General features: G+C 37.4%; 10 protein-coding genes. All 10 read left to right on the top strand.

Going from position 1 to position 23,599, the window contains the following annotated elements; all coding sequences use genetic code 11:
* Positions 1 to 10 precede the first annotated feature (10 nt).
* The 10 genes from AC4HCY_RS20550 to AC4HCY_RS20505 all read left to right on the top strand — a co-directional run bounded on the left by AC4HCY_RS20550 (position 11) and on the right by AC4HCY_RS20505 (position 23,572).
* The gene (locus tag AC4HCY_RS20550) at positions 11 to 3,169 is read left to right on the top strand and encodes a D-glucuronyl C5-epimerase family protein (protein ID WP_255226678.1); all 3,159 of its coding nucleotides are present in this window, start codon (positions 11 to 13) and stop codon (positions 3,167 to 3,169) included.
* Between the two features lie 57 nt (positions 3,170 to 3,226).
* Entirely contained in the window at positions 3,227 to 5,107 is a 1,881-nt protein-coding gene (asnB, locus tag AC4HCY_RS20545; protein WP_255226679.1) for an asparagine synthase (glutamine-hydrolyzing), read from the top strand.
* 13 nt (positions 5,108 to 5,120) lie between these two features.
* Positions 5,121 to 6,335, top strand: a complete 1,215-nt coding sequence (locus tag AC4HCY_RS20540) for a glycosyltransferase (protein ID WP_491095052.1) — start codon at positions 5,121 to 5,123, stop codon at positions 6,333 to 6,335.
* 18 nt (positions 6,336 to 6,353) lie between these two features.
* On the top strand, positions 6,354 to 8,204 hold the full coding sequence (gene asnB, locus AC4HCY_RS20535) for an asparagine synthase (glutamine-hydrolyzing) (RefSeq protein WP_255226681.1): 1,851 nt from the start codon (positions 6,354 to 6,356) through the stop codon (positions 8,202 to 8,204).
* Complete coding sequence (locus AC4HCY_RS20530; RefSeq protein WP_491095051.1) at positions 8,182 to 9,402, top strand: glycosyltransferase family 4 protein; 1,221 nt, start codon at positions 8,182 to 8,184, stop codon at positions 9,400 to 9,402. The genes asnB (AC4HCY_RS20535) and AC4HCY_RS20530 overlap by 23 nt, the downstream gene beginning before the upstream one ends.
* 27 nt (positions 9,403 to 9,429) lie before the next feature.
* A complete protein-coding gene (locus AC4HCY_RS20525; protein WP_255226683.1) occupies positions 9,430 to 10,050 on the top strand; it encodes a sugar transferase in 621 nt (206 codons plus the stop codon).
* Positions 10,050 to 10,703, top strand: coding sequence for an acetyltransferase (locus tag AC4HCY_RS20520; protein WP_255226684.1), 654 nt, complete (start codon positions 10,050 to 10,052; stop codon positions 10,701 to 10,703). The genes AC4HCY_RS20525 and AC4HCY_RS20520 overlap by 1 nt, the downstream gene beginning before the upstream one ends.
* Positions 10,703 to 11,830 carry a DegT/DnrJ/EryC1/StrS family aminotransferase gene (locus AC4HCY_RS20515; RefSeq protein WP_255226685.1) on the top strand — a complete coding sequence of 376 codons (1,128 nt, stop codon included), beginning with the start codon at positions 10,703 to 10,705 and terminating at the stop codon, positions 11,828 to 11,830. Before AC4HCY_RS20520 ends, AC4HCY_RS20515 begins: the two co-directional genes overlap by 1 nt.
* 191 nt (positions 11,831 to 12,021) lie before the next feature.
* On the top strand, positions 12,022 to 15,795 hold the full coding sequence (locus AC4HCY_RS20510; RefSeq protein WP_491095050.1) for a S8 family serine peptidase: 3,774 nt from the start codon (positions 12,022 to 12,024) through the stop codon (positions 15,793 to 15,795).
* A 154-nt stretch (positions 15,796 to 15,949) separates the two neighbouring features.
* Complete coding sequence (locus AC4HCY_RS20505) at positions 15,950 to 23,572, top strand: S-layer homology domain-containing protein (RefSeq protein WP_491095049.1); 7,623 nt, start codon at positions 15,950 to 15,952, stop codon at positions 23,570 to 23,572.
* The last annotated feature ends 27 nt before the right edge of the window (positions 23,573 to 23,599 follow it).

The raw sequence follows: 23,599 nt of genomic DNA, 5'->3' as shown, positions 1-23,599 counted from the left end.
AGGGAAAACTTTGAAATTGAGAAGGACATGCTTATTTTTACTAATATTACTTTTGTCATTTTTCATTATATCAACCCAAATATATTCTGATATAGATTATAGAGAAAAGGATACAGATAGTATTATTGACAGATTAATATATATTTTAGAAGAGGATATTTTTAATAGACTTCAAGAATATTCAGCAGAACCATTGTTTTCGGACATGACAATAAGGGATGTAATAGACGGTAAAAAAGGCAATTGCAGTCATACTGCTCTATGGTTTGCATATTATCTTGATCAAAATAATATTCCATTCAGAGTTTTAGATGTTAAGTCAACTTTTGGTAATGGACTTGCTCTTAATCATGCTATGGTAGAAGTTAAGGTGGGTGATAGATGGTTACTGGCTGATCCTTTAAATGGGTGGGTATATAATAAATCTATAAGTGATTTAAATCATTCTTTTGAAAATCCGATTAATGATACGTTTTCAGGGCGTAAAGGGCACGAAGTATATAAAAGTGACATGTTTTTTAAAAACATATATTATGTTGAAGCATACGAGGATTTAGCATACACTGGACTATTTAAGGCTAAAAAAAGCAGTTGGAGATATGATTTGATAAATAAGTATAATATAAATGAAGATATATTTAACCCGAATGCCTTCTGCTATAATTCAGAGGGAGGGCTATTCTTGGTTGACCTCTCTACAGGGATTTCAAAACTTACTGAGGGAATATTAACTAATTTAAAGATGAATCAGAATGTAAGCTTTAGACTTCCTGCGGCTATTGTTGAATGCAAGAATAAATTATATGTAGCTGATTATAGAAATAATAGGATAGTCATCCTTGATTCAAAAAACTATAGTTATCTAGGTGAGTTCACAAATACTCTAATGAGTGACCCGGAAGGTATATCTTGTGATAATGCAGGGAATATTTATGTTGCATCTTATGGTAATGGGTATATTTTGAAGTTTAATAGTACTGGAGAATTAGTTAAATCATGGAATAATTCTTTTAAGGATAAATTAGTTCGCCCTCACGGTTTATTTATTAATAATGATGAGGTATATGTAACCGAATTATATGGAGTTCCGTCTGTAATAGTGTATGATTTAAATGGTAATTATCTTAGAAGTTTTGGATATAGCATTGAAAAAGAAGACAACTTAAAATACCCAACTACTGTTTGGGTTTCAGGTGGTAGAGTTTACGTAGCTGACGCAGTAGCTCACCAGATAAAGATATTTGACAAAGAAGGCGGTTTTAAAAAGAGTATCGGAGAGTTTGGAATAGGAAAAGGTCAGTTCTATTACCCTTATGCCGTGGCAGTGGATACTGATGGAACTATTGTCGTTGGAGATACACATAATCATAGAATACAAAGATTTCATGCTGATGGAGACTATATGTATTCAATTGTTAGAGCTGGCGAAGAACTGGCATTGGATGAGCAAGAACATGACATAGTTAATGAGATTTCTGGGATCAAAACAAAAGAACTAAAATTGAGTGTAGATGATTTGGAAATAGATGATGAATCTAATCTATATATGCTAAAAAGTAATAGCGGAGTGGTTGATAAATATAATGTACGGCAAAATAAATTAAGTCAAGTGGTTAAAGATTTAATATACCCTTGGAGCTTCAAATTAAAGAATAATCAAATAGTTGTATTGGATGAGCCTGGGAGCTTGAATTATTATAATAAAAGCGGATTAATGGATTTATATATGGGATTAACTACACATCAGTTTGATCCCACAAATCCAATCAACACATTTACTTATAGACTTCAAGATTTTGATATTAGTGAGGATAAAATTGCCATGGCCAATACTTTGCCGGGGAATGTAGTTATAACATCACCATATGGTGATGTACAAAAGTTAATAAAATTATCTGGTGAGACAAGTATGCGTTCTATGCCGACAAGTATTGTTTTTACAAATGACGACAATCTAGTAATATGTGATATGTTTAATAACTCTGTATTTAAGGTAAATCTACAGACTAATACAGCTCATAATATCATATCCCCCATTGGGTTCTATAAACCGTATGATATTTCTTATAGCAAGGATGGTGAATTCTTAGTTGTAAGCGAGCCTGAAAAAGATAGGTTACAAATATTTGATTCCAATTATAGATATATTGGATGTTTGACCAACAAGATGTACAAAAATATCATTAAGCCAAAGCGTTTAGAAATTGATAAATTAGGAAATTTATATGTATGTACACCAAGTTCAGTTGTAATAATAGAGAACCTTTGCGCCATTATTAATAAGCAAGGCATGTTGACTAATAATGTGCAGTTGGAAGAGAAAATGATAACTATAGAATCAATTAATACTTATAAAGGTACAAAATCATTTTTTTTAGAGATGTATAGAGGGACAAGTGACAAAGCTAAAACCTATTGGGATTATTATAAAGATCAAAATAGTATAGTAAAATATGATTTCAATTTTTCTTTCGTTAATTTTCAAGTGCCTGTACCTCCGGGATATGGGGCGCACATTTGGGTAACTGGTGTAGGGCACAAAGCTTTACTATCATATTATAAATGGCAAGAAACTGGAGATGAAAATGAAAAACAGGATTTCATGAACCATGCTAAGTGGTTGTACGATAATGCGATTGTCAAAGAAGATAAAGCATATTGGCTAAACAATATAGAAATTAACAGGCAAGATGCAACAAAGCCTTTTATTTCAAGCACTTCACAAGCCAGTTCTGCAGCAGTACTAATAAAAGCTGCAAGATATGTTAATAAAGAAATGTCATCAAATTACATGGATATAGCTATGAAATCACTTAATGTGATAGGAAATATGAAAGAAGATGGCGGAACATTAAAGATATTAGATAATGGAAATAGATTTTATACTGAATACAATGTGGGAGAGAATATTTTATGTGATATCCAACCATTTATTTGGTCTTTAGTTTTTCTTTCTGAATGTGAAGAATATGGGCAAGATTTATATGAAAACGGAATTAAAACATTTAACTATATATATGAAAATCCAATAAAAGTTATCGGTAAGAACAAGTATTGGGGTGAGATGCTAGATAAAGACAGTATCACTATTTCAATAATTACAAGTAAGTTTATTGATAGATTTAATAGCATAGTCAATATAAAAAGAGTTAATGAGCAATTTAAGTAAAGATAGCATTTAGGTCAAAAAATAAATTAGTTTTCAGCGTTTTTAGGAGGGGTTATTATGTGCGGAATAGCAGGACTTATTAACAAAAATATAAATATTGAAAAATTAACTTTAGATAAAATGCTCCTCTCCATAGCCCATCGTGGCCCAGATGGTGAAGGATATCATATAGATGGCAATGTAGGTCTTGCTCATAAAAGACTTAGCATTATAGACCCTCAAGGGGGACATCAGCCTATGTGCAATGAGGATGGGACAGTATGGATTACCTTCAATGGAGCAGTATATAATTACCTTGAGCTGAGGCAGGAGCTTTTGCAAAGAGGGCACAAGATAAAGACATACTCTGATACGGAAGTAATTATACATGCTTATGAGGAATATGGTGAAAAGTGTGTAGACAAGTTTAACGGTATGTTTGCCTTTGTTATATGGGATAGGCGAAAAAGAGAAATATTTGCTGCAAGAGATAGATTTGGAGTAAAGCCTTTTTATTATTATACTGATTCGGACAAGTTTATATTTGCTTCTGAGATAAAGGCAATATTGGCTACAGGCCTTGTAGATAAAGAAGTAAATTATGACGGGATTAAAGACTATATCGTATTTCAATTTACCTTGGGAGAGAAGACCCTTTTTAAAGGTATAAAGAAGTTAAATCCGGGACATTGGCTCAAATTAGATTTAAATCAGGGAATGAAAGTCACAATTCAACAGTATTGGGATCTTAAGTTTAATTATGATACATATCATACAGAGGATTACTTTGTGGACAATCTTATGTTCCTTTTGAGCGACGCCACAAAGATCAGATTAAGAAGTGATGTGCCCCTTGGCAGCCATCTGAGCGGCGGGCTTGATTCCAGTACTATCGTTTGTATTGCCTCAAGCCTTCTAGAAGGTGGACTAAAAACTTTTACAGGTGCTTTTAACGAAGGCAGGGAGTATAATGAGACTGAATATGCCAAGATCGTATCTAAGTTTGCTAATACAGAGTATCATGAGATAATTCCTAATGCAGATGATTTTAAAAATGTGCTCTCTGATATTATATATTACTTGGATGAACCAGGTGCAGGCCCTGGGGTATTCCCTCAGTATTTTGTTTCGAAACTTGCAAGTCAGCATGTTAAGGTTGTTTTAGGTGGTCAGGGCGGTGACGAAATATTCATGGGATATGCCAGATATCTGGTGGCTTACCTGGAGGAATGCATCAGGGGTGCTATATGGGAGACTGCTGATAAGGATAAATACGCTGTTGACCTGAATTCTATAGTGCCGAATTTACCCCTTCTTCATTCATATAAACCTATGCTGCAGTATTTCTGGAAGGACGGTTTATTTGGTTCTCAGGCTGAGCGTTACTATAGGCTGGTAGATAGAAGCGCAGGAATGAAGGATATATTTAATCAGGAAGTATTGAGTAGCTATAGCTATTCACCTTATGAAGAGTTTAAGTCTATATTTGATAAAGAAGATGTACATTCATATATTAACAGAATGACATATTTTGATATGAAGGGTTCCTTGCCGGCAATGCTAAATGTTGAGGATAGGACAAGCATGGCAGTCGGCTTAGAATCAAGATTACCCTTACTTGATTATAGAATTGCAGAGCTTTTGGCAACAATACCGCCGGTTATAAAGTTTAAAGGCGGAAAGAGCAAGGCTCTGTTTAAGGAGTCAATTAAGAACATAATACCTTCTGAGGTTTTAAATCGTAAGGACAAGATGGGTTTCCCAGTACCTTTGGTTGAATGGTATCAAGATTCATTGAAGGATTATGTAGAAGATATTCTTCTTAGTGATAGGACTAAAAGCAGAGGCTTATTTAATACAGAGAAAATTGAAGGTTTGGTAAGAAGAGAAGGCAAGTTTAGCCGTGTAACATGGGGGCTTTTATGCCTTGAGCTTTGGTTTAGAACATTTATTGACTAGTATGGAGATAAAAATGAAGATTACGATGATAACCCATGATAGGAAGATTGACAGAAGGATAATACAAGAAGCGAAAACTTTATCTGATAACGGTTTTGAAGTAAGTATCGTGGCTTTCCCTTGGGAAGGCCTTGATTCTTATGAGGGCATAAAGGTGCTTAGATATAACAGTAATTTAAAATCTAATGGGTTCGATATACTAAGAAAAGTGTACTCTCATCTAAAGAAGTTTTTGTTTTCGCATCCAAAGCTTATGTTTTTTAGTAGAAATATAGTAAATGGCTGTTTCATTGATGTGGAAAAATACTTTGAAAGTCACCTACTGGAATTAGCTGTCATGGAGAAGGCTGATATATACCATGCTCATGATTTGCCTTCGCTTACTTCAGCCGTCAAAGCTGCTAAGATCAATAATTCTTTGGTGGTATATGACTCACATGAGATATACTGTGAGCAAGGCTTTGGTTACATGGAAAAGCGAAAGTGGCATAAGCTTGAGATGGAGTATATAAAAAGTGCTGATGCAATAATTACAGTAAATGATTCTGCTGCGGACTATTTGAGCAGTACCTATGGAGTAAGCGCAGTAGTTGTTATGAATAAGCTTGACGGATATTCTGATATAAGTAAAGTTTCATCAAAAATTATACATGATATACTGGGACTAGAATATAAAACCAGGATAATATTATACCAGGGAGGTATAGTTGGAGGACGGAATATTGAAAAACTTGTGTACTCCATGAAGCATCTAAAAAGTAATGCAGTATTGGTATTGCTGGGTAGTGGTGATTATCGAGGTAATCTTATTAGTTTAGTAAGAAGACTAAATTTGAATGATAAGGTATATTTTATTGATGAAGTTGGTCAGGATAAGCTTTTAGCATATACTCAATCTGCTGATATTGGAGTTATACCATATGCAGGAGATTGTTTAAATAATTATTACTGTACTCCTAATAAGCTTTTCGAGTTTATTTCAGCGGAGCTTCCGATAATTGCAAATAAGTTGCCTGAACTTGAAAGAATAGTTGAAGGAGAAGGCTTTGGAATAACAGTTGATTTTACTAAACCTGATATAGTAGCAGAGAAATTAGATGAAATATTTGCCAGAAGTGAGCTGCTTGAAAAATATAGAGCTAATATGAAAAATAACAAGTATAAATATTCATGGGATTATGAAGAAAAAAAGCTGCTGGGGCTATACAATACTCTACTGGAAAAGTAAAGTGGATGGGTGATTTATATGTGCGGTATTTGCGGAATGATCGGCAAAAAAGATGAAGAAGTTATTGAGAGAATGATTAACAAGCTTAAACATAGAGGACCCGATGGAAGCGGAAAATATTTTGACGAAGATATGGTTGGATTAGGGCATGTGAGGCTTTCAATCATAGACTTATCGCTGGATGCACAGCAGCCTATGGTTTCACAAGATGGCAGATATGCTATTGTTTACAATGGGGAGATATTTAACTATAAGGAATTAAGGAGCGATCTGGAGTCTTTAGGATATACGTTTAAGTCGGATTCTGATACTGAAGTGCTGCTGAACGCTTATATTGAATGGAAAGAAGGCTTTTTAAGCAAGTTAAATGGTATGTTTTCCTTTGCAATATGGGATAGTTGTGACAAAGTGCTTTTCTGCGCAAGGGATAGACTGGGAGTAAAGCCCTTTTATTATTTTAAAGATGATGAGGTTTTTGTTTTTGCATCCGAGATTAAAGCTATTTTAGAGTATATGAAATATAAAGTTAAGCCGGATGATGAAGTCATTTATGAGTATCTTATCAATGGATATGTAGATTATGATGATAAAACATTTTTTTCAGGTGTTTATAAACTAAAACCGGGCCATTATGCCACAGTAAGCTATGATAAAAAAATTGATATGATTAAATACTGGGATATAGATAGCATAAGAGAAGAGAATGCGATGAATTATGCAGACTGCAAGAATAAGCTTTCAAAGCTTTTTAAAAGCTCTGTGGAGCTGCGGCTTAGATCTGATGTACCTATTGGCAGCTGTTTAAGCGGGGGTATTGATTCATCGTCTATAGTATGTACTATGAGTGATATATTGGAAGGCAGTGTTGTCAATACTTTTTCATCGTGCTCAGAGGATAAGGCTTATGATGAAAGAAAATATATTGAAGAAGTATTGAGAAGACAAAATATAAACGGAAATTATTTATTTCCTGATTCATCAGGGTTGATAAAAGATATTTATAACCTTGTTTACCATCAAGAAGAACCATTTTTAAGCACAAGTGTTTTTGCACAATGGTGCTTGATGAGGAAGGCAAAAGATGAAGGTGTAAAGGTTATATTAGATGGACAGGGCGCTGATGAAATATTTGGAGGGTATAGGAAGTATAGACTCTATTATATAAAAGAGCTATATACTCAAAGAAACTTTAGTGAAATTCTAATTCAAATAATAAAGGGCATAGATCAAACAAATTTATCCTATAATGCTAAGGCTGATTTGAACAAGATAAAGAAAATTTTTGGTCTTAAAAGTAATAATGCAGGTATTTTAAACTATTATAATAGTGATTTTATTAGCAGTTGCAGTTCTCAAAAAATAAGTATGATTTCACCAAAATCCTTAGAAGAGGCAATGTATATGGATTTGACAAGAACTTCCCTACCAGCCCTTTTGAGATATGAAGATAAAAATTCTATGGCTTTTTCTATTGAGACACGCCTGCCATTTTTGGACTACAGGATTGTAGAGTTTGCAAAGCAGATTCCCAATAAATATAAGCTGCAGCACGGATGGTCAAAATCAATACTCAGGGATGTCATGAAAGGTACACTTCCGGATAGCATAAGGCTTAGAAAGGACAAAATGGGCTTTGCTACTGCCGAGAAGACGTGGTTATTAGAGCAAGCAGCGTTCTTTAGAAGCATATTTAATCAAGAAGAGTTCTTATCAAGCAAATATATCAATCCATCTTTAGTTTATAAGGACTTTTATGATATTATTAATAGTAACAACTATAATCATCTGTGGAGATGGATAAGCCTTGAATTATGGATGAGATGTTTTTTTAATGGAGTAGATCAACATGAAAAGATTATGGATTTTTAATCATTACGCTGTCCCTCCAGGCCAGGGAGGAGGTACCAGACATTATGATTTCGCCCGTGAGCTCATTGATAGAGGTTATGGTGTTACGATATTTGCTTCATCATATAATCACTTTAACAAAAAGGATTATATAATTGATGAGAGAAGCTATGCTATAGAGGATATAGATGGAGTCAGGTTCGTGTTTCTAAGGACAAGCCCTGGGTATGAGGGCAATGGATTTAAAAGATTTCTAAATATGGTGTCATATTTTATAGGCACTTTGAGAATTTATAAAAAAATGGAGAAACCTGATGTTGTTATCGGTTCTTCGGTTCATCTATTCGCATGTGCAGCAGCATATTTTGTATCGAAATTTACCGGTGCTAAATTTATTTGCGAAGTCAGAGATTTATGGCCCCAAACCTTAATTGATATGGGTGCTATTTCAAACAATCATCCGGTAGCTATATTCTTTAGATTTATAGAGAGATTTGTATATAAAAAAGCTCAAAAGATAATTGTTTTATTGCCGTTAGCACATGAATATATATCAAAATATAATATCAGTAAAGACAAAATAGTGTACATACCAAATGGTATAAATATAGAGCAGTTTAGTAAAAACGCTCAGGATTTGAGCAACAATCTTAATATAGTAGATAAAACACTTTTTAACTGTATATATGCCGGTTCAGTTGGTCCGGCAAACAAGCTGGATAATTTAATATATGCATCAAAAATAATCTGTGATAAAGGTTATAAAGATATTCGGATTTATCTGGTAGGGGATGGGCCTGAGAAACACAAAATCCAACAGCTAGTTGAAGAATTAGAAATAAACAATATAAATTTTATTGAGCATATAGACAAAAAGTATATACCAAATTTGCTTATAAGTTCCGATATTCAAATTTTCAATCTTAAGAGTGTAGATGTTTTCAAATATGGTATTAGCTCTAATAAACTATTTGACTACCTATGTTCTGGCAAACCTATAGTATTTGCCTGTAAGTGTGGAAATGATATAGTTTCTGAAGCAGCTGCAGGAATATCTATTCCTCCGGAAAACCCGGAAGCTATGGCTGAGGCAATTATAAGCTTATATAAAATGCCTAAAGATGAGAGAGAAAAAATAGGGGGAAATGGGCTGGCTTATGTTAAAAGGTACCATTCAATAGATATATTAGTGGATAAATTAGAAGAATGCATTAATTAATTTTAATATATACTGAGGAGCATTTTTATGAAGTCAAAGTTCAAAAGGTTTTTTGATATAGTCGCATCATTTACGCTGATTATGTTATTATTGCCTGTATATTTCATTGTGGCAATAGTAGTTGCTTTCAGTTTTGGCTTTCCGATATTATTTAAGCAGAGCAGACCAGGTTTATATGGGAAAATATTTGATATATATAAGTTTAGAACCATGTTAAATTCAAATGATAGGAATGGAAATCTGCTTTCTGATGCTGAACGGTTGACATCTGTTGGTAAGTTTCTAAGGAGTACAAGCCTAGATGAGCTTCCAGAATTTTTTAATGTGTTAAGAGGAGATATGAGCCTTGTAGGCCCAAGACCTCTGCTTGTTGAATATTTAGATAAATATACACTTGAGCAGGCAAGAAGGCATGAAGTGAGACCTGGTATTACAGGCTGGGCTCAAGTTAATGGACGAAATGCAATATCCTGGGAGGAAAAGTTTAAGCTGGATGTTTGGTATGTTGACAATTGGAGTTTATGGCTTGATTTTAAGATATTGATTATGACTGTTATTAAGGTTTTCAGAAGAGATGGCATATCATCTGAAAACCATGCTACAATGGAGAAGTTTCAAGGATACAATGATAATGGAGTTGGAATGTGATGAAGGATATTATCATAATAGGTGCTGGCGGAGTTGGGCGTGAAACAATATGCCTTATAGATGATATTAACAGCAAGAATCATGAGTGGAATATTATTGGCTTTGTCGATGATAACATGTCTATACATGGCAAGACTATACATGGTCATACTGTATTGGGTGGAATTAATATACTTAATGAATACAAGGCTGAAGTATATGCAATCTGTACTATTTCAGATGGACTGATAAAAAAGAAAATCCTTGATAAAATACAAAATTCTGATGTAGTGTATCCTAATTTAATCCACCCTAGCGCCGTTATATCTAAATATGTTGAGTTTGGTAAAGGCGTGATTATTCAAGCAAATTGTGTTATTACCAGCAATATAAAGATAGGAAATCATGTTCAATTGAATCCTCAATGCGGCATAGGCCATGATGTTACTATAAAAGACTATGCTTCATTGTATTGGAATGTAAATTTGTCAGGATTTGTTACAATAGGAGAAGGAGCTGTGTTGGGTACAAAAACTACAGTTATACAAAATAAAAGAATAGGCGAGTGGTCAGTAATAGGAGCTAATGCTACTGTTATAAATGACATACCGGCTAACTGCGTTGCTGTAGGGAGCCCAGCAAAGCCAATTAAAAATAGATTGGAGTACATATGATGAAAGTGCAATTGGCTAGACCGGATATAACTCAAGCTGAAATTGATGCAGTTGTGGAAGTGATGAAGTCAGGATGGCTCAGCATAGGTCCTAAAATTGAAGAGTTTGAAAGAAAAGTCGCTGATTACGTAGGAGTTAAACATGCCATAGGAGTCAATAGCGGTACTAGTGCTTTGCATCTGATAATTAGATCTTTTGGGATAGGTGAAGGCGATGAGATTATAACTACTCCATTTAGTTTTGTTGCATCTACAAATTGCTTTTTATTTGAGAAAGCAAAGCCTGTATTCGTAGATATTGATCCTAAGAGCCTTGAAATGGATATAAATAAAGTGGAAGAGCATATTTCTGAAAGGACAAAAGCTATACTCGCTGTTGATGTCTTTGGACAGCCAATGAATATGAAGAAGTTAAGAGAGATAGCTGATAGGCATAATCTAATTCTCATAGAAGATTCTTGCGAAGCTATCGGATCTGAGTATGGCGGCATTAAGTCGGGCTCATTAGCTGATGCGGCTTGTTTTGCATTTTACCCTAATAAGCAGATTACTACGGGCGAAGGCGGTATGATTGTCACTAATGATGATAATATAGCTGAGCTATGTAGAAGCTACAGATCTCAGGGAAGGGCGATAACAGGATTCTGGCTTCATCATGAGAGGTTAGGCTATAACTATAGGATGAGTGAAATAAATGCCGCTATTGGATCAGTACAAATGGATAGGCTGGATGATATTATTATACGAAGAAATAAGGTTGCTAATAAATATAATGAAAAGCTAAAGGGGATTCCGGGTGTTAAGCTTCCATATACATCTGAACATACTACTGTGATGAGCTGGTTTGTTTATGTTATAAGGTTAGATGAAAGCATTGATAGAGATAATGTAATGGAATATCTTAAAGCCAATGGCATTGCTTGCCGTCCTTATTTTACACCTATACATGTTCAACCATATATGGTTGAATCGTTTGGCTATAAGGAAGAGGATTATCCCAACACAGCTGCGGCCGGAAGAAGCTGCATAGCATTACCTTTTTATAATGATTTGGGAGATTTGGAGATAGATTACGTTGCAGATGTTTTATCTGAGGGCGTAAAGAAGTCTATAAAACGTAATGTATAGCTAAAATGAAATACTTAGAGAGTATTAATTTTAGCCTTATGAGCTATTAATTAGGACACACAATTCATAGGTAACACCATATTTGTATTAATATGGTGCTTTTTGCAATATAGTTGTAGCAATTTGGCAATTACGGTAGAATGTTAGAAAATGATATTATTTTAGTACACAATTTTAAGGGGGCATGGGACATGCTGGCAAAAAGAAAAAGAGAGTTAAGCTTGTTTATTGTATTAATCTTTGTATTTTCAATATTGCTTTCCAGTTTTGTTGTTGCGGATAGAGCCGGATATGACAAAAAAAGCAGCAGGCCTTATAAAGATGGAGAGATCATTGTAAAATTCAAAGATGATGTACAAGCTGGCCAGATGAGTTCTTTTTCATCTGGCAAAGGACTAAGACTAAAAAAATCTTTTGAGAATGATGGAATTGAAGTCTATGAGCTGAGAAAAGGCATGAGTGTAGATAGCGCAGTAAAATCGCTTATGAAAAGCGGTTTAGTGGAATATGCACAGCCTAACTACATATATAAACCTTTAATAGTTCCCAGTGACAGTCGCCATAATGAGCTTTGGGGATTTAATAATAGGGGCCAGACGATACTTGGACAAGCAGGAGAAGAGGGTATTGATATAAAGGCTCCGGAAGCCTGGGATATAACTACGGGCAGAGACGATATTGTTGTTGCAGTAATTGATGAGGGAATATATATTGATCACCCGGATTTGAAGGATAATATTTGGGTTAATACTGATGAAATTCCCGGTAATGGCATAGATGATGATGGCAATGGATACATAGATGACGTAAATGGCTGGGACTTTTATAATGGTGATAAAACAGTGTTCGATGAACGAGATGGAGATACTCATGGTACCCATGTGGCCGGAACCATTGCTGCATCGGCAAATGATATAGGTGTAATAGGGGTTGCTCCCAATGTAAAGATAATGCCTCTTAAATTTTTGGGACCAAATGGATTGGGTTATACATCAGATGCGGTTGCTGCAATAAAGTATGCTGCAGCAAATGGTGCTGATATAGTAAATTGTTCTTGGGGCGGAGATCCAGGAAAATCTAAGGATGAAGCATTAGAAAATGCTATAAAAGAATCAGGACTATTATTCGTTTTTGCTGCAGGGAATAATAATAACGATAATGACAATAAGCCTGTCTATCCTGCTTCTTCTGAATGCGAAAATATTATATCTGTAGGGGCAGTGGATAATCGAGGCAACAAGGCTGATTTTTCTAACTATGGCTCTTTATCGGTTGACATAGGGGCACCTGGGTGGGGAATTTTAAGCACTATGCCCAGCATAGGAGGTACCGCGGCAATAACTGTTACCGATGCAGTATATGGATATAAAGCTTTTTATTCTTCCTTTGATATCAGTGATTTTATAGTAGAGAATGATAAATTAGATTTCATCGAAAAAGTAGTTAGCAATAGAGTGATGGACCTTAATGTAAACGATAAGATATTGGTAGTAGATGATGATGAAACCGATATGGAAGGTCTTGATACATGTAAAGCCTATTTAGATATTTTGCATAGATTAGGCTTTTTAAATATAACTGAAAGCAATGATGTAATGAAATATGCTGATGGGCCGCTCTATGACGAAATGAAAGCATATGGTGCTGTTATATGGCTCACAGGTAAAGCATTCGGAAACCCCAAGCAAGGTATAACAACGCTTACCGAGAATGATCAGAGCAATATAATACGATACTTAGAGGATAATAAAAAGTTCATATTGATAGGAGAAGACGCTTTATTAGGCATAGAAGACAGCAGATTATTTAAGGAATATTTGAAAATTGACGATTGTATGGAATTTGGCATCAATGAGGAAGTAAAATGGAATGATGAACCATTTCAAGGCAAGTCTTATGATATCATAGAGAACCAGTGGAGAGATATTATTATTCATACAAGCGAATATGTAAAGCCAGTTATGGAGTATGTGCCTGTGGTGCACCCCTACTCTTACATGCAAGGCACCTCCATGGCAGCTCCGCATGTATCAGGTATAGCCACATTGCTGTTGAGCAAGAATCCTGATCTGACACCGGCTCAGATCAAAGCTGCCATAATGGATACGGTAAAACCATTGAAAAGCTTAGAAGGTAAAACAGTTGCCGGAGGAATGGCAGACGCTTTTGCAGCGTTGAAGGCCATAGCACCTCAAAAGCCTTCAAATCTCAAAGCTTCTAAATCAGGTTCAAGCGTAACACTTACATGGGGTGGAGTTAAAGCAGGAGACTTTGAGAAATATATCATAGAGAGAAAGACGGGGAGCGGAAGCTATGCCGAGTTCTTAAAGACTAAAGATAATAGCTTCACAGATAGTGGATTGGCAAGTGACACTAGATATACATATAAGATAAAGGCAATTGATAAATGGGGAAATGCATCAGCATCCGAGATTATTGTTGATACATCTGCTGCAACTCCAACGCCGGGCGGAAACAGCAATGGCAGCGGTAGTGGTGGTTCTGGCGGTTCTGGTGGCAGAAGTTCCGGCGGAGGCGGCGGTGGCGGAGGTGGCGGGAGCAGCGTCAGCACCGCTGCAACTGAAGCTAAGTCGACCGATAGTGTCGATGCGGATATCACTAAGCAACTAAACAATACATCGGATATAGTAGAGGTAAAGGCCCATGGCAGCAATGATGTTCAATCTGCTTCTATGTCCTTTGATATCTTGTCAAAGCTGACCAAACTGCAGAAGAGGCTTAATATAAGAGGAAATGACGTTATATTCTATATACCTCCGGCTGCCTTTGAAATGGATGAACTGAAGGATTATTTATCAAGCAAAACATCTATTTTCAATATCAAAGCTCAGAGATTGAGCTCCGAAGAAACCAAGAAGCTTCTTAATGCTAAAGAGCTTGCTGCTATAGACGGAAAGATGTTTGATTTTACAGCATCGGCTAAGGATGGCAGCAAGAATAAAAATATAGAGGGCTTCAATAAAAAGATTAAAGTGAGCATAAGGCTGGATAGCAAAGATGTTGATAAATACGGGAGAAATAAATTAGGTGTATACAGATTTGATGAAAAGGCCAAGCGATGGGATTATGCAGGTGGTGTATATGACTCATTCAATAATACCATAACCTTCATGACCGATCATTTCAGCAAATATGCAGTGATGGCCTACACCAAAGATTTTGAGGATAGCAAAAATCACTGGGCCAAGGATGACATTGACATTTTGATTTTCAAGCATATTGCAGAGGGCAGGAATGATAAGTTTGAGCCCGATGAATATATTACCAGGGAAGAGCTTGTCAAGATGCTGGTAAAGGTGCTAATGCAAGCGCCCCATAGGAATATAAGGCTTTCAGATGCAGCCTCGGTATCCTTTAAGGATGTATACGTAATAGGTGAAGATCGTCTCTATATAGGAGCAGCAGTGCAGGAAGGGATAATAACAGGGCTATCTGATGGCACCTTCAGGCCTGAGAAGCCTGTGAGCAGGGAAGAGATGGCAGCCATGATAGCCAGGATGATAAACATAAAACCAGAGTTTGATGTTTCGGAAACGGCCTTTAAGGATAAAGAGCAGATATCTGCCTGGGCTGCCAAGGATGTTGCCGCAGCATATGAAAAAGGCATAATGACAGGTGACGGCGAAGGCAACTTCAGCGGCAAAAAATATGTGACCAGGGCTGAGGCCGCAGTGATGGTGAGAAGAATAATGGAAAGCATGGGGCTAATTGATTTGCCTTCTATGGCAAGCGGCAAGCTTGTAATCAGCGATATAGAGGGCAGGCATTATGAGCTTGAGACCAGTGAAGGCATATATGTATTGATTGCGGATGAAAAGGACAGAACAATAAATAAAATGTTGGACAATATGGTTGGAAAGGAAATAAAGGTTAAGGGGTATTTCCAGAGCGGCTTCAATATTTATCAAAGAGGCAAGATGTTTAAGGTTATTTCAATAGAGTAAGAAACATGAGGGAGCGGTTGCCGCTCCCTCATGCTATATGTAATCTATGATCTTAAGTGACAAAATGTGACATAATTGGCTATTTACTGGTGTCACAAATTGCATTATAATCTAATCAGCGCTGTATATTAAAATATAAAAAAGGAGGGTTAAAATGTTAAAAAGCAAGAGTGGTTCGAGATCGGCACTGGCTATCTTTATCGCATTAATTATGGTTTTTTCTACTTTTTTGCCGATCACCGGGGAAGCCTATGGCGAAAGTTCTATGACAGAACAGTCAGAATCAACCTTTGCAGAGGCACAAATCATTGATGTTCCTGCAGCAGAGGGCGGCAGAGGCTCTCATATTAAAGAAGGAAAGGAGTTTATACCTGCAGAATTCAGTATGATGTCTTCAAGCATGCAGGTTAATGAGGCCGTATATGAGTCGGTGTATGAGCTCGGAGGATGGAAGGGTATAGAGTTTTGCTATAAGGGAAATACTCCGGCTATTATCTACACCTATGACAAGGACTTTATTAATGCCTTCATGAAAACACAAAAAGAAAAAAGAGTTTATTCTTTTGTCATGAAAGAAAAAGGCTCAGATAAAACAATTGCTGTTACGGATTTACATATTTATGTACAGGAAGATGAAGGCGGAGTATACGGTATCAGATTTATGGGTATACCTGAGGGTGTTTTTGAGGCGGGTAGATATGTTATAAACTTCAGTGCAACTTTGGATGGCGTAGAATATAAGTTTAATGAGATAGAACAAGAATATTATTATGAGGATTTTGTTTATAATAATACTTTGTATCTGCCCAATCATTCTGTTCAATTAGGAGCAGAGATTGATGCCTTGGGCGAATATTTTGGACAAGAAGGTAATTATTACAGAGTAGAGATAAAAGACAAACAAGACAACCTATATTTCACTAATGAAATAAATAACTATCCGAATGCAGAGCTATATGGGGGCGGTTCTGCTATATATGATGAATTTCGAGATATCCATTTTCTAAGGAAATATTTATATGCAGATTTATTTATGACAAATGAGGTTACAACTGAAGCAGACAAATACAGGCTGATGGTCTACGATGATGCAACAGATAAAGAAGCATTACCCTATCCAATAAAAGTTCAATTCACGGACAAACCGGTAGTCAGATCAATATATACATACGATGAACGGCCTTTGATACAAGGCAATGAAAGCTTTAAGCTCAATGTTTCCGCTTATAATATAAGAAAAAAAGAAGATATCAAATTACAATTGCTGGACGGCCAAAAGCAAATAATAGCTGAATCTGTAAGCAGCAGCTACAATTATTATGACGAGACAAGGAAAGCAGCAGGGATTAAATATAGCATGGAAGTTCTGCCGGGGAAAACTGTCAAGAGCAGAGAAGGTTACACGGTAAGAATATCTAATTATGGCCCCGAGCTTATTAACCAGGCAGAGGCTGCAACTTTTTATACTGCGGATAACCCAAGAATCATAGGCATCGATACTTCGGGTGCGGCAGCAGGCAAGATCATCGCTGATGTGATAAATATAGATGCAGGTGAAGTTATAAAGGGTGAACTGAGATACCGTTATAATAGTGAAAATCCTGTTATAAAAACAGCTATTGCAATATGTAACAGCAAGGGGCAATTGATCTTTGACTTTAAAGAGCCGATAGGACCGGGCCAATATGACCTTTTTATCTATAAGAATGATGAATATTTATACGGACATTGGTTTGACATAAATTATACACGGCCCAAAGAAGTTAGCGCATATTATAGCTCTCCCCGCAGGATTCCAATCAATATGACAGAATTTGATTTCTTTATGAGGATTGATAATGCGCTTTTAAGCGAGGATTTGATAGCTATAGAAATGCTGGACAGCAAGGGTAAAATTGTAGGAAAGGCAGATAAATCTTTAATTGCTTTGGAGCCGCGAGATTATTACAGCGACTATTACAGCATTAGGATGGATTTGGCAGGCACTATGAAGATCAATGCCGGAGAGGTTCTAAAGGCTGGAGTATATACTATAAGGTTAACTCACGATGGCAATGAAATAAGAACCAATGCTAATAGGATAACGGTTACAGATAAGCCTTTAGTAAATGGATTCTATATAGAAGAATGCGTATGGCATGAATATTTTGATGATAATGGTGAGTTCCTGTGGGATATAGGTTTAGTTCCTTCAAAGGTTAAGGACTTGCATGTATACATGGATGGCATATATAATGTGGCTGATAAAGCAAAGCTAAAGGCTGAGATCCATGAAGTCCAGTTCCGAGAATATAAAGATGAGAATGGATATAAATATAGAGACTATGAGATAGGCGATAAGGCGGCAGATACGGCTGAATTTGAAATTTCTGACGGCTTGATCAAAAATGCCCAAGCCCTGTTCAATATAGGGGAACTGCCTGATGGAGATTATTGCGTAGCGGTATATTATGAAGATAATAATATAACCTCCTTACCCTTTACTATAACTTCTGATATGTATTTTAATGGTCTTAGCATGGATTGGAAGCTTTCACCAAAGGCTGGAGAGTTCTTTTTAGACATATACGATGCTATAAATGTAGAGCCTTCGAAGATTACAGTAAAAGCTGTCACAATGGATGGGGAAGAACATGTTCTAAAACCTGTGACCGATGGGGCAGAGGAATACAATAGCGGTCTATTCATGCGCTTCGATAATGATCTGCCCGAGGCTTATTATCATGTCAAGGTCTATTATGACGGTAAAGAGATTAAGAACCCATATTATGAAGGGACTCAGGAGCTATTGGTTTCCTCCAATCCCGCCGTTATAGGCACATCTTCTTATGATAAAAAGGATTACAGGATATCTACTTTGAATTATAATCCGAATGTCGAATACAAGATTTATTTGTACGAGTACAATAAGGATGATAACGTCGATAAGAGGCTGCTAAAGACCATAAGTGCAGGCAAGCCTGATGCATCGGGCAGATTGATATTTGATAAAGCTTTGATAGATGATTTGCCCATGGGCGACTATGAGCTTTATATCCATAAAGCCGATGAGACCATAATGGGAAGAACTATGTTGAGAAAAAGAAACCTTCCTTCCCAATCGCCTGCCGTAGGGGTGCCGAAGGTCTATATAAACAGCGGACAGCTATACACTGCATCGGAGACGGTTAAGCTTTACATCGATGCTGCAGGGTATAACTTGGTAAAAATAGCAAACACGGCAGAGGCATTGGGCACAGCTCCATATCAAAATGTTTCTTCTGTGATGAACTGGACTCTGGATAAGGAAAACGGCTTTAAAAATGTATATCTGAAGTTTAAGCAAATGGATGGCAAAGAATCTTCTGTCATAACCGCAGGCATTTGGCTTGACACCGTTGCACCTGCTGCACCCAGCGAGGTGGGAGTGAATGGAGAGCCCGCACAGGGAGGATATGTGGAGCTGTTTGCTAAAGGTGCTGAAAAATCAATAAAAGCATATGCGGATTTATATAAAGGCTCCGAAAAAATCGATACAGCATCATTGGGATATATAAAGTCTGAGAATGATAAATATGAGTTTTCCAGATGGATCCAGATTACTGAAGAATATGCTGATGTAGATAGAATAGAATTTTTCTTTGAAGACTTTGCAGGCAATGTATCCGAAAAAGCAGTGAAAAATATATCGATAAAAAGGCTGGCAAAGCTATACGGTTTGGTAGAAAAGGAAAATGGAGACAGAGTAAGGTACCAGGCTGTTCTCCTCCAGAAGAAGGCAGGGGAGGAATATATAGACTACAGCTGGACTTATGCTGACGGCGACGGACGCTATAGCTTTAATGCTGTGCCGGAAGGGGACTATAGATTATTATCTTATGCTCCCAGAGGGTATATAGATTTAGAAATTGAGCTTGCTGTAGGAACGGCTGACATAGGCCAGGATATTGTGTTTGCGGACAAGTATAAAGATGTAGGGAATCTGAAAGTAACGGTAAAGGATACCGAAGATAATCCAGTAAAAGGTGCAGACATTTATATATCAAATTGGGATATAGGCCAATACTTTAATGGTACTACCGTTGATAATGGCGAAGCTGTAATTAATGATATTCCTGCGGCGGATTATAGCATTGCATTATACTACGGCGCTTACTCTTACTATGAGGCGCAGCATATAACAATATTTAAAGATAAAACTACAGAAATTGAGTTTACAGTGCCTGTCATGGGAGAGATCAAAGGAAGCGTAAAGGATAAAAACGGAAATCCCGTTCAGAATGTTGAAATTTATGCTGCCGGGACAAAAGGTTCATACAGATGGGCCAGGCCAGGTGCTGATGGTCGATATACTCTGGAGGTTCCAAAGAGCGATGAGAGATATACAGTATATGTATATACCGACAATAGCACGCAGTTAACTGCAAACAGAAGATACACCGGCATTACACCGGATGGTGAAGATGCAGACTTTATACTCTACACAAAGCTTGATGTGTCAGGCGTAATAAAAGGCAGCGACGGCAAAAATATAGAAACGGCCATATATGCATCGGGCATTGATAGTTGGAGCTGGAGCAGCACCAATAGTGATAGGGATGGCGTATTTAGATTTACAAAAGCCTTTGGAGCTGGCGGATATCAGTTTAATATTTGGGGAGTATCCGGATATTATTCTAAAGATGTTCAAAGGACAATCACTGAGGAAGAACTGGAAGCAGGCCAAGCAATTGACTTGGGCAATATAACTCTTGAGTCCTATAGCAGGGATATATTCAACGGAAATTTCAACAATGTCAGGACAGATGTAAGCTATGTACAAAAGGGCAAAAATATTACGGCAAGGGTGAATTATCATAATACCAAAGAGGCAGATCTCAGTAATGTGACCATAAAAGCCTCCATACCGGAGGGTACCTCTCTGGTTTCCGGCTCGGGAAGCTTGGAGAAGAAAATAGCCAAGCTCAAGGCCGGTGAAAAGGGCGAATTGACATTTATCATAAAGGTTGCAGATGATTTTGCCGGAAGCAGGATCACTATAAAAGCGTCAGCCATATATAACGGCAATACATCGCCTATAGGCTATGCAGATGTGGATGTGGTATCGGCTACAATAAACGCACCTGCAGAGGTGAAGTCAGGTACTGCCTTTAAGGTATACGGCGAGGCTACAATGGGCAGCGATGTGAGTATTATAGCAAAGAATACGGCTGATGGAAAAGAAGCGGTAATAGCCTTTGCAAAGCCGAACGGCAGATGGTATTATACCGATATCAAAGCCGGGCTTGCAGCAGGAAACTACAAGCTCTATGCAAAGGTTACAAAAGGGAGCGATACAGGCTTATCAGATTATGCGGAGATAGCTGTTAAGGATGATGCGCTTACTATTGAAGACATAATCGTAACTTCACCGGGCGGTCAGAAGATAGGCGTGAATGAGGAAACCGGAGTAGCAGCATTCTCGGTGTGGGTTGATCCGCAGCTCAATGGAAAGCCCATAGATGTAAAGGTGAAGTTTGATCAGGGTGAGATTCCGGGACATTTTGAATTTGCCGGCAAAGAGTTTACGGCAGCTTATAATAATGGCTGCATGAGTAAAGTCATAGAGGGCTGGAGCGGCTCCGGCATACAAAAGCTCTATTATGTGACGAACAGCGGAAAGCGGTTTATAATAGCTGAGATAACTATTTTGATAGACCCAAGCGGTTATGTATATGATAAATATACGGGAGAGCGCATAGAAGGTGCAACGGTAATCTGCGAAGTTAAGACAGAAAAGGGCAGCTGGGTGAAATGGGATGCAGCCAAGTATGGTCAAATAAACCCGCAGATTACTGACAACGAAGGCAAATATGGCTGGATGGTGCCGGACGGAGAATATAGGATAAAAGTACAAAAAGACGGCTATGAAGCTCATATTACTGACCTGGATGAAGATGCAAACCTCAAGAGCATCATAATACCGCCGCCGAGAATGGATGTAAATATCGGGCTTATAGATGTATCCATACCGGAAGTAAGCCGTACAATGCCGTTAAACGGTGGTAGTGCAGGCACAGATGCTCCGGTGGCAGTAGTATTTACAAAGCCTATGGATACATCTGCCATCACCGTTGATACATTCAAAGTTACTGATGGAGAAGGTAAAGCTGTCAATGGTATCATAAGCTTTACAGATAATGATACGAGAGCTGTATTTACACCTGCATCCGCATTAAAGCATGGAGAAGCATATAATGTTGTTTTAAGCGGAATAAAGGATAAAAAGGATAGGAGCAATACATCCAGAGAGCTTTACAGATATGCTTTCAGCTTTGTGACAAATGAAAATATTAAGACTGAATATCTGAAGATTTCCGGAATAGTACCAGCAGACAAAGCAACAAATGTAGATAAGAATACCCAGATAGAAGTAACCTTTGATAAAGATTTAGATGCTGATTCTATAAATGATAAAAACATTAAGCTAACTACTGTTTCAGGAGATCCAAAAGAAATAATCCTTAAAGCATCGGGTGGCAAACTGACAATTATTCCTGATGGAAGCTTATTGGCATCAACCCAATATAAAGTTACAATCAAATCCGGAATAAAATCATCTGCAGGCTTATATCTGGATAAGGATTATATCTATACATTTACAACAAAATATGAGAGTACCGGCGGCGGAGGCAATGGAGGCTCTGGTGGCTCCAGAGGATCCGGAGGAGGGTCCGGCGCAAGCGGTACACCGGCCGCACCGGCTGACCCCATAAACACAAAGATAGATGCGGCTTTAAATAAAGGACTAAAGCAGGTAGAATTAGAGACCTCCAAAGATGGCTCCTTAGAATTAAGCAAGACCATCATAGATAAGCTGATAGATAAGAAGATTGAAGTTGTTATAAAGAATGGTGATTTGAAAGCAAAAATCGACCTATCTTCTTTAAAGGATGAGCTTCAAGGACAAGACAAGATAAGCATTACTTTTAAAGAAAAAGCCGATGCTAAGAGCTATGAAGGCTATACAAATATCAAGACCTTGGAATTCAAGATCACAGCAGGCAGTAAGGAGATTAAATCCTCAAAGAAAGTGGCAATGGAGGTCGACCTAGGAGCATTGCCAAGGATGATAAAGAACAGACTTAAGGCAGGAGTATATATCAAGCAGGGAGATAAGCTTGTATATATCAATGGCAGCAATATTTCCAAGAAGGGTATTGTAAGCTTTAAATCTGAAAGCTTTGGCGAATTCTTAATTCTTGAATACAACAAGAAATTCAAGGACATGGATAAATACGGATGGGCAGAAGAGTATGTGGATATACTGGCTGCAAGAGGTATAACCACAGGCATTGGAGAGAATAGCTTCAATCCGGAGGGGACAGTTACAAGAGCTCAATTTGCTGCTTTCATAGCAAGAGCATTAGGACTTGAGGCAAAATCATCCGCCAATCCCTTTAACGATGTAAAGGGAGGCCAATGGTTTACCGAAGCAATAATTGCGGCAGCAGAATCAGGAATCATCCAGGGTGATGGCAAGGGAAGCTTTATGCCTGACCAAACAGTGACGAGAGAGCAAATGGCTGTTATGATTATGAGAGCTTATGAGCTTAAGATGGGCAAGTACAAAGATGCAGCTGCAGATTTTGCAGATATGGACAATGTCTCATCCTATGCAAAGGAAGGAGTTGCCGCTGCAAAAGCCTTAGGCATCATTTCCGGCACAGGCAGTGGAAACTTTGACCCAAGGGGCAATGCAATAAGAGCAGCGGCAGCCAAGATGATAGTGAAGTTATTAGAGTATGTGATTGAATAGTTTAAACTAAAAGGCCGGTTAACCCGG

This window comes from Lutispora sp. QWL-02 (assembly GCF_058315355.1).
Note: the sequence above shows the minus strand (reverse complement) of the source record. Positions and strands in the feature narration are given on the sequence as shown.